The 14,420-nt window shown below is 62.8% G+C and carries 9 protein-coding genes and 1 pseudogene; all 10 read right to left on the reverse strand.

Annotated features, from left to right (window positions below; all coding sequences use genetic code 11):
• Positions 1 to 33: 33 nt before the first annotated feature.
• Positions 34 to 5,571, reverse strand: coding sequence for an MG2 domain-containing protein (locus ACQB61_RS11450; protein ID WP_430512705.1), 5,538 nt, complete (start codon positions 5,569 to 5,571; stop codon positions 34 to 36).
• Positions 5,572 to 5,824: 253 nt separating this feature from the next.
• Positions 5,825 to 6,496, reverse strand: coding sequence for a ParA family partition ATPase (gene parA, locus ACQB61_RS11455; RefSeq protein ID WP_430512706.1), 672 nt, complete (start codon positions 6,494 to 6,496; stop codon positions 5,825 to 5,827).
• Positions 6,497 to 6,527: 31 nt separating this feature from the next.
• On the reverse strand, positions 6,528 to 7,685 hold the full coding sequence (locus ACQB61_RS11460) for a lytic murein transglycosylase (protein WP_430514356.1): 1,158 nt from the start codon (positions 7,683 to 7,685) through the stop codon (positions 6,528 to 6,530).
• Positions 7,686 to 7,919: 234 nt separating this feature from the next.
• Entirely contained in the window at positions 7,920 to 8,795 is an 876-nt protein-coding gene (locus ACQB61_RS11465) for an alpha/beta hydrolase (protein ID WP_430512707.1), read from the reverse strand.
• Between the two features lie 40 nt (positions 8,796 to 8,835).
• A complete protein-coding gene (locus ACQB61_RS11470) occupies positions 8,836 to 9,231 on the reverse strand; it encodes an aspartate dehydrogenase domain-containing protein (protein ID WP_430512708.1) in 396 nt (131 codons plus the stop codon).
• Positions 9,232 to 9,638: 407 nt separating this feature from the next.
• Positions 9,639 to 10,339 (reverse strand): annotated as a pseudogene (locus tag ACQB61_RS11475) (ABC transporter ATP-binding protein).
• The gene (locus tag ACQB61_RS11480) at positions 10,333 to 11,088 is read right to left on the reverse strand and encodes an ABC transporter ATP-binding protein (protein ID WP_430512709.1); all 756 of its coding nucleotides are present in this window, start codon (positions 11,086 to 11,088) and stop codon (positions 10,333 to 10,335) included. Before ACQB61_RS11480 ends, ACQB61_RS11475 begins: the two are co-directional and overlap by 7 nt.
• A complete protein-coding gene (locus tag ACQB61_RS11485) occupies positions 11,085 to 12,068 on the reverse strand; it encodes a branched-chain amino acid ABC transporter permease (RefSeq protein WP_430514357.1) in 984 nt (327 codons plus the stop codon). The genes ACQB61_RS11480 and ACQB61_RS11485 overlap by 4 nt, the downstream gene beginning before the upstream one ends.
• Positions 12,068 to 12,982 (reverse strand): branched-chain amino acid ABC transporter permease, encoded by a 915-nt coding sequence (locus ACQB61_RS11490; RefSeq protein WP_430512710.1) that lies wholly within the window; start codon positions 12,980 to 12,982, stop codon positions 12,068 to 12,070. The genes ACQB61_RS11485 and ACQB61_RS11490 overlap by 1 nt, the downstream gene beginning before the upstream one ends.
• A 185-nt stretch (positions 12,983 to 13,167) precedes the next feature.
• Complete coding sequence (locus tag ACQB61_RS11495) at positions 13,168 to 14,334, reverse strand: ABC transporter substrate-binding protein (RefSeq protein WP_430512711.1); 1,167 nt, start codon at positions 14,332 to 14,334, stop codon at positions 13,168 to 13,170.
• Positions 14,335 to 14,420 lie beyond the last annotated feature (86 nt).

Below are 14,420 nucleotides of genomic sequence, written 5' to 3' on the forward strand. Positions count from 1 at the left end.
CGTTCCAACACGGCAAGGCATCAACCTGCCTGCTCAGCGCACCGGCCCGAGGATCTCGAACCGGCCTGTGGCCGTTACGCCATAGCGGCTTGTGACATACATGTCCTCCACCGTGGCAGGCGGATGGGCATAGGAGCCCGGCGTCACGGCCCGCGCCAGATAGGCGAAGGTCAGCACTGGATCGCCAAAGCGGCGCTGGTCAACGGAGACCACGAAGCGGTCCTGACGGAACTCCACATGGTCGGGCATGTCGATGGTGTTGAGCCAGGACAGCGCGCCCAGATCACCCGAACGGACAAGGCGCGGATTGTCGATGACAAGGCCACCCGGCAGGCGGTCCACAACGATCAGCCGGCCGTTGTTTTCCGTCAGAGGCTCCACTTCGATCACCACCACCAGACGGCTGTTGTAGGGCACGGCGGCAGGGTCAACTTCGGCCCCGTCCGGATCATAGATCTTGCGGGAGATGGCAAAGCCCTCCCCGCCCTCGGGTAGAGGCTCGGTTGTTTGGCCGGTCACGGTCAGCATGACACGCTGCGGCCTGCCGCTCGTATTGGCGAAGGTAACTGCTTCATCCGACACGTCAGCCCCGGTGAAACGCCAGCCAAGACGGCCGGTCTGCTCCTGACCGTCCACGGAGAATGTGGACTTGCGGGCATCTTCATTCGCCTGACGGGCAGCCATCAACATCCATGCCATTTCCTGCGTGGAGTTGTAGGCAGAGACCTCCTGCTTTCCGGCGATGAAATCGGCCACCGGGCCGCTGGCCTTGCTCTGGCCGGCTTCCGACATATAGGTCAGAACGCCTGCAGCATCGCGCACAGGGGAGCCGTAGTCCTCGCGGAAGATGCCCGTCCGCTCCAGCGGCAGTCCATCGGCGGCCTTTTCAAAGCCACGTGCCGAGCGCTCCTGTTCGCCGTAAAGGGCGAGAGCGGCGGAGACCTGTGCCTTGGCAAGCGGGGTCGAGAAGTCATCGAACTTCACGTCCATATAATAGCGCAGGTCACCAATAGAGGCCCGGCCCGTCCGAGACAGGACGTAAAGCGCATAGGCAATGCCCTCCCCGCCAGACGAGAAGTCATTGGCGTAGGAAACGCGGTTCTGCAGGCTGTCCAGCGCCGACGTATAGGCCACGTCCGGCACGTCGTAACCCTTTTCACGAGCACGCACGAGGAAGTCGGTCACGTAGGCGTCCAGCCAGGTGTCGCTTTCGCCGTAGCTGTTCCACATGCCGAAGGAGCCGGACGAGTTCTGGTTCGAAAGCACCCGGGCGATGGCCTTGACCACACGTTCGCGCAATTCCGGATCAGTGCCGAACCCTGCGTCCTCGGCCACCTCGTTCAGATACAGCAGCGGCAGGGCGCGGCTCGTCGTCTGTTCGGTGCAGCCATAGGGGTAGCGGTCCAGTGCATCCAGAAGTCCGGGCACATCGATATTTGCCTTCCCGCCGATGGCAAGGCTGACAGAGGCCGTATCCGCATGGAAGCCATCGAGAGTGGCGCGGTCCAGCACCAGCTCTTCGCCTGCGCCCAGTTCGATCGTCTCCGTCTGGGTGGAATAGGGCTGGGTATCGCGAACGCCAAGCTTCAGGGACTTGGACGCAGTCGTCCCCTCCGGCCCGGACATGGCCAGATCAATGGCCGCATCGCCCACAGCCTCGACCGCCTTCACGGGCAGCCGCAGCTCCAGCTTGCCGCCCTTGGCGAGCTCCAACTTGCGGGTGGTCTGGCCGTCTTCCAGCTCCACCGGCCCGTCGATGCTGGTCACCAGTTCGTAGGAACCGGCCGGGCCATCGACATTGTCGATCTCGATCAGGATACGGGAAGTATCGCCCGGTGCCATGAAGGCAGGCAGGCTGGTGCTCATCACCACCGGATCGCGCACCAGCACATCGCGGCTGGCTTCGCCTACGCCACTGGCAGACCAGGCAACAGCCATCAGCTTCAGGGTTCCGTTGAAATCCGGCACATCGAAGACAATAGCCGCCGTGCCGTCATCGCTGACTTCTACAATTCCGGAGAACAGGGCCACCGGCTCCTCGTCGGGCGGCGGGGCCTTGAGCCCGGAGCCGCCGTCACCACCGGAGCGCACAGTGCCGCGTGTACCGGCCGTGCGGTCGATCAGCTGGCCGTAAAGATCGCGGATCTCGATGCCGAGGCGGCGCTGGCCGAAGTACCACGAGCTGGGCTCCGGTGCCTTGTAGCCAGTCAGGTTGAGGATACCGACATCCACGGCAGCCAGTGTCACATAGGCCTTTTCGCCTGCCGGAAGATTTGCAAGCTTCAGGGTTGCCGTGAGCTCCTGACGCGGGCGCATGGTATCCGGCGCGGTGATCTCTACCGACAGTTTCCGGTCGCCCGGCTCCACCTGCCCCCAGGCGAGTCCCAGGCTGCGGGCGGGCATGCGCTTGGCGTCGATGTCCATCGGCCTCAGCAGGGTAGCCGTCACATAGGCCCCTGCACCCCAGTCATCCGTTACCGCCAGGCTGACTTCGGTCTCCGAACCATCCACTTCGACGGTTTTGGTTTCCAGCAGCCCCTCTCCAAAGACGTTGATCACGGCAATGCCTTCCGTCTTCGGCTTCAGGCGCAGGATGGCCGTTTCGCCGGGGCGGTAGGCGGACTTGTCGAGGCCCACTTCCAGCCTGTCGGGCGTATCGGAGGTTCCTCCAGCCGAGTACCAGCCGGCCGAGAAGGTATCGCTGGTCTCCGCCGGCTGATTGCCGCCGAGCGAGACCTCCAGCTTGTATTCACCCCAGTTGACCGGCAGGGAAAGCCGCGCCGGACCATCAGAGGGAACGTCGATCTTGCCAGAGGACACGCGCTCGCTGGAGGTCACCGGCTCGTAGTTCCACTGACCGTCGCTGCGGTACCACTGATAACGGCGGTCGATGCGCGACAAGGTCCAGGTGACGCCCTTGCCTGCAGTCTGCTTGCCGTTGTCATCAATGAGCACGATCTCGTACTCTGCCGGGCCACCCTCATCGACACCGCCGGAGAACAGAGGCTTCACGCCGATGCGCGGCCCGCCGGGCAGAACCGGCAGATCAAGGCTGCGCTCCACATAGCGCCCGCCAGTTTCCACCAGACGGGTGATCAGCGTCGAGGTGTAGAGCCCTGACGTCGGTTGCAACTGCGGAAGGCTGACCGGGAAGGTCACCACACCGTTCTCGTCGGTCGCAAGACCTTCAGGCAGGCTGGCGCGTTCCGGATAGATGCCTTCGTCAGAAAGACCGAAGACATAGCCGGGGAAGGCCGCGAGGTTGCGGACAGGGGCAACGATGATCTCGCCCTCAAGCGTCTGGTTGGCTGCCGGGGCACCGTAAAGGAAGCGCCCTTCCACCGTCACATCCACGGGCCGTGCAAGGCTCAGGGAATCGGCGGAGGCCTTGAGGGTGTAGTCGACGCGCTCCGGTTGATAGTCCTCCACGAGGAAGGTCTTTTCAGCCAGCTCGCTGCCTTTGGGATCCAGATAGACCCGCAGCGTCCATGTGCCCTGCTGTACGCCGGCCGGCAGAACAAGGTCCTGAAGGTAGCCACCCTGGCCGCCATCATTGATCACGGTGCGGGAATATTCGACGCCGTCGGGACGGATGAAGATGAAGGTCAGCGGCAGGTCCGTTTGCGCATCGGCTTTGGCCGTGCGAAGCAGCGCCTGCGCGTGAACCGTCTCGCCCGAGCGGTAAATGCCCTTGTCAGTCCAGCTGAACAGATCCAGCGGCCCCGGAGCCGGACGGCCCTCGACGCCACGGTCGGACAGATCAAAGGCAGGCTTGCGCAGATCGAGGAAGGAGTAGTCTCCATCCTGAGCTTCGGCAACGACAAGAGCAGGAGCCCGGCCGCCGCGCCCGCGCGACAGGCCTGCTGCAAAGACAGCAAGGCCGTTGGCATCGGAGACAACCTCTCCCAGCACCTCATTGTTGACGGCCACGAGGCGGACTTTGACGCCCTCCATCGGCTTGGCATCGGAGAGCGAACGCAGCGAGGCAATCACACCTTCGGTGCCGGAATAGGAGCTGAGGCCGATATCGGAGACGATGAACCACTGGGTGGCCTTGCTGCTCCATTCATCAGCCGTGTCCAGCTTGGACTTCGCGGACATGGCATAGACGCCCGGCTTCAGCTCCAGGCTGAGATCTTCCAGCGGAATCGCCGTCGTCACGTCTTCATTGAGCGGGCTCGCCGTCTCAACGACGCCAGACCAGACCTTTTCGCCCAGCTCGTCCTCAAGCTGGCTGCTGTCGTAGTAGGACAGCTGGCGCATGAAGCGGTCGTCACGCACCACATCGACGAGGCCACGGTCGCCGACACGGAAGATTTCCAGCGCAACTTCCTTGCTGTTGACGGAAACGACCGGGATCGTCGCATCCTTGCCCTTCGGCAGCACATAGGCCCGGCCGAGGAAATGCACGGACGGCGCGCGGTCGCGGATGTAGAGGTTGAGATGCCTGGACCGCTCCAGTTTCTCGCCGTCATTGGCGGTAATGCCTGCACGCACCTGCATGTCGTAGCGCTGGCCATGGCGCACGCCGGTGACGCAAAGCTGCGAGCCATCGGCGGAAACTGCCGTACCACTGGTATCCAGCACCTTCAGGAAGTCGGAGAAATCCCTGTTCTTTTCGAGCTCATCCGAAAAAATCACGCAAATGCGCGGCTCGGCGGCATCTGCATCGACCCGGTGGTCAAGTATCCGGAAGCCGTGATCGGCCACCATTTGCTCATACCGTTCGCCAAGGGGCGTATCGGCAGGGTTCAACTCACGCGCCTTGCGCAGGCTGCGGATGGCCGGCTTCCACTCCTGTGACAGGGCGAAGGCCCGCGACAACGCTTCAAGCGCAGCACCCTGCTGGCTCACATCCGTTGCGTTGAGATACCCGTTGACCGCCGCCGAGATGCTGTTGCGGCGCAGGGCCATGCGCAGCTCCCAGTCATCCGGCTGCCGATTGACCTGCGCCAGAGACAGGCCGGTCCACGCTGCGCTGTTTGTCGCGTCCACAGCCAGAATCGAAGCGAAAGCAGTCTGCGCCTGTGAGTAGGAACTCATCAGGAGGTCCTGCTCGGCCTGCTGCAACTGGGTCTCGAGCGGGGCGTCAGCCGGCGTGCTGGTCCGCGTCACCTGCGAGGCATAGCGCTGAGCTTCTTCCATGTAGTAGTTGGAAACAAAGCTCAGTTCAGCGCGCCGCTCGGCAATGGTCGCCTTGGAAGAAACCTTGACCTCGACCACCCGGCCTGCGATGGCGCCGTTGAAGGCCTGCAATTCGCCTTGGGTATTCTTCAGAAAACACCAGCGAGCCGAGGTGTTGTAGGTGAAGGTCTTGCACTGGCGGTCATCAAGGCAGGCGCTCTCGCAGGTGGCGATGTCCACGTCCTTGACCGTGCGGTAGTCGCCGCCGAAGTAATCGGCATTGGGTACCTGCACGATGCGCTTCTGCTGGGCAACTGCGGGCGCGGGTGCCGCCAGCGGCAGAATCACCGATGCTGCCAGAAGCGCCGCGAAGCCATGCCGCACGAAGGCCGGAACCGGAGCCGCGCTCCATCCTTCCGGCGTGAACATCCGCTTCAAAATCTGCATGATAGTGCCTCCCGGGCAGTCTCAGACGGTTTCAGGCCGTTCGAGCCGCCTCTATGTTGCCTGCTGGCGCAAACCGTCCCGCATGGCAAAACCACAGACGCCCTGAAAAGGGCAAAATGATCTCAAAAAACGTTCTGGGAGCATCGCGGCAGGACCTTCCGGCGTCAAGCGATGCAGATCACATTTTGGGCGATAGGACCGCCGAGGCCAACAGGCAGTGAACCGCGCAGGCAGGAGCGGACTGTATCCGCTCTCAATCGCCCTTCGGGCCAAGCAAGCCAGCGATGGCCTGCATCAGTCTTGCAGCCTCGACCGCAGCCTTGCCACGCGGATCGGTTTCAAACACGGTCAGCCCCTCTCCCATCGAGGCGGCAAAACCGGTGCGGTTGCCAAGCATCGGCTCCAGCCGCTCCAGCCCCTGTGCCCGGATTGCTTCTTCCACATCCACCGTCAGGGCCGCACGTGGCGGCACCCTGTTGAGGATCAGAAAGGCGGGCGTATCTTCACGCTTTGCCATCTGGAATGTCTGGCCAGTCGCCCACAGATCGACTGGTGTCGGCTGCACCGGCACCAGCACTAGTTCGGCCGCATCAATAGCCGGCCTTGCGTCCACATCCGTCTTTGGCGGGGTGTCGATAATCACGAAGTCATGGTCGCGGGCGAGGGCCTTTGCTTCGCGCCGTGCGCCCCAGCCGCTGGCGGTCCGCAGGGTGATGCCAGTCTTCTCCTCACCCAGCTTGCGCTCACGCGCTTCATACCAGGTGCCAAGCGAACCTTGCGGGTCCACATCCAGAATGGCGACCCGCAGCCCCTTGGGCAGCGAGGTGACAACGCCGTTCAGGAACCCGGATGCCACATGCGCGGTCAGGGTGGTCTTGCCCGATCCGCCCTTCTGCTGGGCGACTGTCAGAATATGTCCGGTCATTCCTGCCCCCGCGCAAGCAATCTGCGGCAGCCTATTGGCCGCCAAGTGCCTGATAGATGCGGTAACCCGGTCTGCCTGTGACAGGCAAGCCAAAGTTTTGTTCCGCCTTCTTGATGCTCTCACGGGTTGCCGGCCCAACGCGGCCATCGACCTCGCCATCATAGAACCCGCCACGAGCCAGAAGCTTCTGCAATTCCAGCCGCTTGGCGCGTGAAAGGCCGGGATCTTCCGTCGGCCAGGCCGCCGCAAAAGGCTCCCCGCCCGAGATCAGCTGCGACAAAAGCGCAATCGCAAGGCCGTAGGACTGGGAGGCGTTGTAAGAAAACAGGGCGTCGAAGTTGCGGGTGACAAGGAACGCCGGACCATTGGCGCCAGCGGGCTGGATCAACCCCGCCTCCGTGCCGCCGGACAAGCGCTTGCCATCGAGGCGTGTGATACCGCGCCGCGCCCAGCTGTCGAGGCTCGCCTTGGCCCTGCGGCCAGACGGCCCCTTGTAGCCTGCCGGAAGCTTGACCTCATAGCCCCAGGGACGCCCCTTCTCCCAACCGGCGTCCTTCAGGAAGTTGGCCGTGGAGGCCAGCGCATCGGCGGAACTGTCCACCAGATCCTTTCGCCCGTCCCGGTCGAAATCCACCGCCAGCCGAAGATAGGTGGTGGGCATGAACTGGGTCTGGCCGAAGGCGCCAGCCCAAGACCCAACGAATTTTTCAGGCGGCACATCGCCCCGGTTGGCGATCTGCAGCGTCTTCATCAGCTCATCACGGAAGTACTTCGACCGCTTGCTGCCTGCACAGGCGAGATTTGCCAGAGCATGAGGCGTATAGAAGTCGCCTTTGGCCTTGCCGAAATCGCTTTCGATGCCCCAGACGGCCACAACCACATGCGCTTCAACGCCATAGGCCTTCTCAACGGCAGCCAGTGTCTTCCTGTGCTGCTGTAATAGCGCCATGCCATCGCGGATGCGTTCTTCATCCACGAGGGTCGCCATATAATCCCAGATGGGGGTTTCATATTCCGGCTGGCTTGAGGAAAAGCGCATGACCTTTTCATCGGCCTCGGCGCCATCCAGCATGCGGGCAACGATTTCCGGGCGGACACCGGACGCCACCGCATCGCTTTTCAGCCGCTCAAGGCAGCTGCCAAGGGCCTGCGCATCGCCTGCGCCCGCAAATCCGCCAAGCAGGGACAGGACCAAGGCACCGCAGGCCCTCCGGCCCGTCTCCGCCCAAGAGTCACTTCCACAAAATTCACCCGCCAGAACTTGCCTCAGCCGCACCGTCACTCTCCTCACCGGACGCCGGATGCCCCCACCCTGCGCCGTGCTGCAAATCACCTGCCCGCATCACCTGCAATTGCAAACTGTAGCGGATTTGTGGCGGCTTCGTGAGATGCTGCGGTGCAATTTAGCCGAAAGAAGTAGAGGCTACCGCAGCAGGCGCATCAATGCGGCAGAAAGCGCACTTGCCGGATCGCAGAGATCGAAGACGATGTCGAAATGGTTGCGGCCCTGTACCACCAGCTCCGGTGCGCCAAGAGCATTCGCATAGGCGCGGGTCTGGCGATGGAAGCCGGACACTTCATGTTCGGCAACCGCAATCACCGAGGCAGGCGCGCCCGAGGGGGCACGCAAGGGGCTGAGGGCTTCAATCTCCAGCGGGGTGAGGCTCATCCAGTCTTGCACATGGCTTCCGGCGATAGGCGCAAGCTCGAACAGGCCGCTGAGCGGCAGCGCACCTTTGAGCACCTGTCCAGGCAAATCAAAGTCCTGCTGCCAGCCGTTCATCATCAGCGTTCCTGCCAGATGACCGCCTGCGGAGCTGCCGGTGACCACAATGCGGTTACGGTCGATGCCAAGGCCTTCCGCCTGATGCCAGAGCCAAGCAAGAGCCGCCCGCATCTGGCGGGTGATTTCGGAGAGCGAAACGGTGGGGGCGAGTGTGTAGTCCGGAACAGCAGTGGCAATGCCAAGGTCGGCCAGCAGCGGAGCCATGAAGGCGGACTGGTCCTTGGACAGCGCCCGCCAGTAGCCGCCATGGATGAAGATCAGCAGAGGCCGCAGCTCGCCCGCACGGGTGCCATAAAGATCAAGCTTCTCGCCGCTTGCCTCGTCATAAACCAGATCAAGCCTTGCCCCGGCCATGGCCTTGGCCGGGCGGGAGCGGTTGCCGTAATCCGCGATGATCTGGGCAAAATGCTCAGGCGTGACGCAGTTTTTCGCGGTGTAATCCGCGTCCAGCCGGTCGCGTGGCCAGGCGCCTTCGGCAATCAGGGTATAGGCAGTGGCAGGAACGTCGGACATGGCTCAATTCCTTCAAGCAGAAGCTGCGGCACCGCCCGCGTCAGAGAACCAGCGCGCCCGCACGGTTCTCGATCAAGCGCACCAGCGACAGGGCGGTCATTTCGGAGGACTTCGGATTGGAGGCGAGCGGCTTGTTGGTCAGCATCAGTTCCATGCTGCCAAAGGCCCCGCTCGCCGTCAGGCGGTGGGCATTGCCCGCAGCCCCCGGATCGGCCACCAGAGCAACCTCAGTCCTGTCGAGACCGAGACCTGCCATGGCGGAGATGACGGCAACATTGGCATTTTGCGGAAAGGCGGCCGCCGCTTGCCGGGCTGTACCGGTGAAGAAGGTGTGTGCCGTGGTGAGGCTGCTCAGATCACAAGCCGCCGTGGCCGGAGTGCCCTGCCAGGCGGCGGGTGGCTTGATGATCTCATGGCGCACATGATCAAGCCCCATCCGTGAGGCTGCAGCCAGCGCATCAATACCGCCGAGTGCGCCGGGGGCACGAGGATCTGGGCCCCGGTGCTTGCGGCCAGCGCCTGCAATTCCTCGAGCAGATCCCCTTCCACAAAGGCCGACGTGGACGACACGGCAAAGTCCATTCCAGCCGCGAGGCGGCGCGGCCAAACGGGGACACACTCTCCCGTCCTGCGGCTTCCAAAACGAGGCCTGGTCTCTGCCCTGCCCCATCCGTCAGCTCTTCGGGGGAACTGATATGGCGGCACCCGTCCGGCAGTCCCGCAAGGTCTGCAGCAGCATCACGGGTGGCAACAGCCACAATACGGACCGGCGCGTTGCGCTCAGCCAGAACCGCCGCCACCCGGCGGGCAATGGCGCCCCAGCCGATGAGGGCGACGGACAGCTCAGAGCCCGGCATAGGCCTGCACCTGTTCTGCGTCCCGGTCCATGTCCTCTCCCGTCCCGCTCCAGACCGTACGGCCTTTCTCGACAACATAGTGCCGGTCGGCAAGGCGCTTGAGAACTGACAAATTCTTGTCGATCAGCAGGATTGACTGCCCCTCGCGCTTGAGGTGCTCGATGCAGTGCCAGATCTCCGTGCGAATGACCGGAGCAAGGCCTTCCGTCGCTTCATCCAGAATAAGCAGGCGCGGGTTGGTCATCAGCGCCCGGCCAACGGCCAGCATCTGCTGCTCGCCGCCCGACAGGGTGGCCGCCATCTGGTGCGCCCGTTCCCTGAGCCGCGGAAACAGGTCATAGACCCGCTCCAGCGTCCAGGGCTCCTTGCGCTTCAGCCGGTTGGAAGCGGTGGCGACAAGGTTCTCGCGCACATTCAGCGTGGGGAAGATCTGCCGCCCTTCCGGCACAAGCCCTGCCCCCAGCCGCGCAATACGCTCCGGCGCCAGCCCGGCAGTGGCCACGCCCTCGAACTGGATGGAACCGCCACGCGGGGCCAGAAGCCCCATGATGCAGCGGACTGTAGTTGTCTTTCCCATGCCATTGCGGCCCATGAGCGTCACCACCTCCCCTCGCGGATCTCAAGGTTGATGTCGAACAGAACCTGGCTCTTGCCGTAAGCGGCCTGAAGGTTGGAGACGCTCAGCACAATTCGTCCTCCGCTCCGAGATAGGCCTCACGCACGGCCGGATTGTTGCGGATCTCGTCCACCGTGCCGCTGGCGATGATGCGGCCATAGACGAGCACGGAGATTCGGTCGGCAAGCGCAAAAACCGCATCCATGTCATGCTCCACCAGCAGCATGGCAGCGCTCTTGCGCGTCTCGTTCAGCATGCCGATCATGGCCTGGCTTTCCACATGGCCAAGACCTGCCATCGGCTCATCCAACAGCAGAAGGCGCGGCTTCATGGCAAGCGCTACCAGCAGTTCCAGCTGCTTTTTCTCGCCGTGGGACAGATCCGACACGCGCACACCACCCCGCGTGGCAAGGCCGCTAGATGCGACCCGCTCCTCCGCCTCGGCCCAGACGGACCGGCGTCCGCGGATGAGATCGAAGATGTGGAAGTTGTGCCCCTCGCGTACCTGGATCGCCATGCCGATGTTTTCCAGCACAGTCATCTCATCGAGAAGACTTGTGATCTGGAAGGTGCGGCCGAGGCCAAGAGCCACACGCTCCGGCACCTTGAGGCCGGAAATCTCCTGACCGGCCAGCTTGATGGAGCCCTCATCCGAAACGAGTTCGCCGCAGAGTTGGTTGATCAGGGTGGACTTGCCCGCCCCGTTCGGGCCGATGAGGGCGTGAATCTCGCCCTCACGCACCTCAAGGCTGACGTGATCTGTGGCAACGAGGCCGCCAAAGGTTTTCACCAGCCCCTCAATGGACAGGATGACGCTCATTTGCCGCCTCCCCTGACAAGACGTGACGCCCGGTCGATCAGGGCCTGCAGGCCACCGCGAGTGCCCAGCACCAGCAACAGAAGGATCAGGCCGAGAGCCAGCGGCCAGTGCTCGGACCACTCGGCGAGGAAGTTCTCCAGCACCAGAAAGGCACCTGCACCGAGGAAGGGGCCGAACAGGGTGCCGACGCCGCCGAGGATAACCATGATCATCAGCTCACCCGATTTGGTCCAGTGCATCATGTCCGGCGAGGCAAAGCGCAGAAAGTTGGCCATCAGCGCTCCGGCGAGCCCGGCGCCCATGCCCGACAGCACGAAGGCGTAGAGCTTGTAGCGGTAGGCCGGAATGCCGAGAGCAGCCATGCGCCGCTCGTTCTGCCGGATGCCGGAGATCACCGCGCCGAAACTCGACTGCGTAAGACGGCGCAGGCCGAAGAAGAACAACACGGCTATGGCAAGAACCACATAGTAGAAGGTGGCTTTGTCACGCATGTTGAGACCTGGCAGCTCGTTGCTGCGGCGGATGATGATGCCATCTTCGCCGCCATAGGTCTTGAGCGAAACGAAGAGGAAGAACAGCATCTGCGCAAAGGCAAGCGTGATCATGATGAACTGCACGCCACCTGTGCGCAGCGACAGTGACCCGATGACTGCCGCAAAGAAACCGGCCACCAGAACCGCCGCAGGCAGGGTTATCAGCATCTGATCCGTGCCGGGTATGAAGCCGAACAGCGGTTCGCCACTGGAATGGTGGGTGGCGAGGATACCCACCACATAGGCCCCGATCCCGAAGAAGGCAGCGTGTCCGAAGCTGACTATGCCGCCATAGCCGAGCACGAAGTTGAGGCTCGCAGCGGCCATGCCGTAGATGAGAATGCGCGTTGCAAGCGCCAGCAGCGAGGCCTGGCCGAATTCGGCCGTGAGCGTGGGAATGGCGGCGAGAAAGACGATGAGCAGAAGGGCAAGGATAGGCTTGCGCATCACGACCCCGCTGCAAACAGGCCCTTGGGCCGGACAAGAAGGACAAGGGCCATCAGCAGGTAGATCCCCATCGACGAGATGCCGGTGCCAAGCGCATCGGCTTCGGGCCCGGCCATGAAATTGCGCAACATGCCCGGCAAAAAGGCTCGCAGGCATGTGTCGATGACACCAAGACCGATGCCCGCCACGAATGCGCCCCGGATCGAACCGACACCGCCGATGACGACGACAACGAAGGTCGCAAGCAGGATCTGCTCGCCCATGCCCACCTGAACGGCAAGGATCGGCCCGGCCATATAGCCGGCGAGCCCCGCCAGCAGCGCACCAAGACCGAAGACCACCGTGTAAAGCAGGCGGATATCAACGCCCAGCGCCCGAACCATCTCACGGTTGGTGGACCCTGCCCGGACCAGCATGCCGATGCGGGTGCGGTTGATGAGGAAATAAAGCCCCACTGCCACCAGAAGCCCCGTGCCGATGATCAGCAGCCGGTAAGGCGGATAGTAAAGCCCCGGCAGCAGCTCCACCGAACCATCGAAGCCGGATGGCAGCAGCGTGAAGACTGGCGAGCGGCCGAACAGCATGACAATGATCTGGTTGAACATCAGGATGAGCGCAAAAGTCGCCAGCACCTGATCCAGATGATCGCGGCTGTAGAGCTTTCGGATCACCAGCGCCTCAATGGCAAGGCCGGTGAGGGCAGCAGCGCCAAGAGCTGCGGGAATGCCGAGCCAGAAGCTGCCCGTCTCCCCCGCCACCCAGGTGCCTGCATAGGCGCCCACCATGTAAAGCGACCCATGGGCGAGGTTGATCACCCCCATGATGCCGAAAATCAGCGTCAGCCCGGCCGCCAGCAGAAACAGCATGACGCCGTACTGAAGGCCGTTCAGCAATTGCTCGAGTACTAGGATCATCCGCCCGTCCGGTGATTGTCAGAAGTATGACTTGCAAGGCACAGAAGCACAGTCCGGCGCCCGCGTCGGGCGTCCGGCTGGCCGCAACCGGCAGGCCTGAGGTTCAGACCGGGAACCGGATGCGCCCTTGCGCCGTGAGACAGGTCCGGCGCAGCGGACCTTCCCGCTGCGCCGTATCTGTCAGCTTACATCTTGCACTGGTCAGCGTAGGCGTCGCCATAGTCTTCAAGGAGCTTGTCCTTGGTGACGGCCACCGGCTTGCCATCCGGACCGGCGACGATATCCAGCAGATACCAGTCATGCACCGGGTGCTGATTCTGGCCGAACTTGAAGTCGCCGCGCACGCTCTTGAAGTCGGCAGCGCGCACAGCTTCGCGGAACTTGGCGATGTCTTCCACTCCACCAGTCTTGGCCAGAGCGGAGGAAATCAGCTTGGCCGTGTCATAGCCCTGAGAGGCGTAATAGGTGATGGGGCGGCCGTATTTCTTGTCCCAGGCCTCGACGAACTCAAGGTTCGCGTCATTGGTGAAATCGCGGTTCCAGTGCGCCGTCGCAAAGATGCCGACGGCGGCATCGCCAACGGCGTTCAGCACCACCGCATCCGTGGAAGGCTCGGACAGAACCATCGGAATCTGACTTGTCAGGCCAGCCTGGGCATATTGCTTCAGGAAGGCGATGCCAAGACCGCCCGGGTGGAACTGGAACACGACTTCCGGGTCAGCCGCACGGATCTGCGCCATTTCCGAGGCGAAGTCGGTCTGGTCGAGCTGGGTGTAGACTTCACCGGCGATCTCGCCGCCAAAGGTGCGCTTGAAGCCGTTGATGGCGTCCTTGCCGGCCTGATAGTTCGGCGCCAGCACGAAAGCTTTCTTGAAGCCAAGCTTCTTTGCAGCAGCACCGGCAGCCTCATGCAGGGCATCGTTCTGCCAGGAGACAACGAAATAGTTCTCGTTGCACTCGGCACCAGCGAGGTTGGAAGGGCCTGCATTGGGCGAAATATAGATCGCGTCATTGTTGACGATATCCGGCACAGTGGCGCCAGCAACGTTGGAGAAGACAATGCCGGTGAGAAGCTTCATGCCTTCGTCGTTCATGAACTTCTCGGCGATCTGGCGGCCATTGCCCGGCTTGAGGCCGTCATCCTCGACAACAAGCTCCACCGGCACGCCGCCCAGTTTTCCGCCTTCCATTTCGATGGCCAGCAGCATGCCGTCGCGGATGTCCTGACCGAGATAGCCGCCGGGGCCGGACAGGGTCGTGATCATGCCGATCTTCAACGGGTCCTGCGCCAGGGCAGTGCCGCTCATCAGCGCAGCGATGCCCGCTGCGGCCAGAAACAGTCTCTTCTTCATGTCTTCACCCTCTGTTGTCGCCTTGCGGCAGCCAGCCGGATGCTGCCATCTTTGGTCAGCTCCAGTCTTGATCTTTTTCCGGGACC

This window comes from Pannonibacter phragmitetus, from assembly GCF_050510895.1.
Lineage (GTDB): Bacteria > Pseudomonadota > Alphaproteobacteria > Rhizobiales > Stappiaceae > Pannonibacter > Pannonibacter phragmitetus_B.

Excerpts from the sequence above, each read along its gene's own strand:
- ACQB61_RS11450 (WP_430512705.1), bottom strand. The coding sequence starts at position 5,571 with ATGCAGATTTTGAAGCGGATGTTCACGCCGGAAGGATGGAGCGCGGCT.
- parA (WP_430512706.1), bottom strand. The coding sequence starts at position 6,496 with ATGACCGGACATATTCTGACAGTCGCCCAGCAGAAGGGCGGATCGGGC.
- ACQB61_RS11465 (WP_430512707.1), bottom strand. The coding sequence starts at position 8,795 with ATGTCCGACGTTCCTGCCACTGCCTATACCCTGATTGCCGAAGGCGCC.
- ACQB61_RS11470 (WP_430512708.1), bottom strand. The coding sequence starts at position 9,231 with ATGGGGCTTGATCATGTGCGCCATGAGATCATCAAGCCACCCGCCGCC.
- ACQB61_RS11480 (WP_430512709.1), bottom strand. The coding sequence starts at position 11,088 with ATGAGCGTCATCCTGTCCATTGAGGGGCTGGTGAAAACCTTTGGCGGC.
- ACQB61_RS11485 (WP_430514357.1), bottom strand. The coding sequence starts at position 12,068 with ATGCGCAAGCCTATCCTTGCCCTTCTGCTCATCGTCTTTCTCGCCGCC.
- ACQB61_RS11490 (WP_430512710.1), bottom strand. The coding sequence starts at position 12,982 with ATGATCCTAGTACTCGAGCAATTGCTGAACGGCCTTCAGTACGGCGTC.
- ACQB61_RS11495 (WP_430512711.1), bottom strand. The coding sequence starts at position 14,334 with ATGAAGAAGAGACTGTTTCTGGCCGCAGCGGGCATCGCTGCGCTGATG.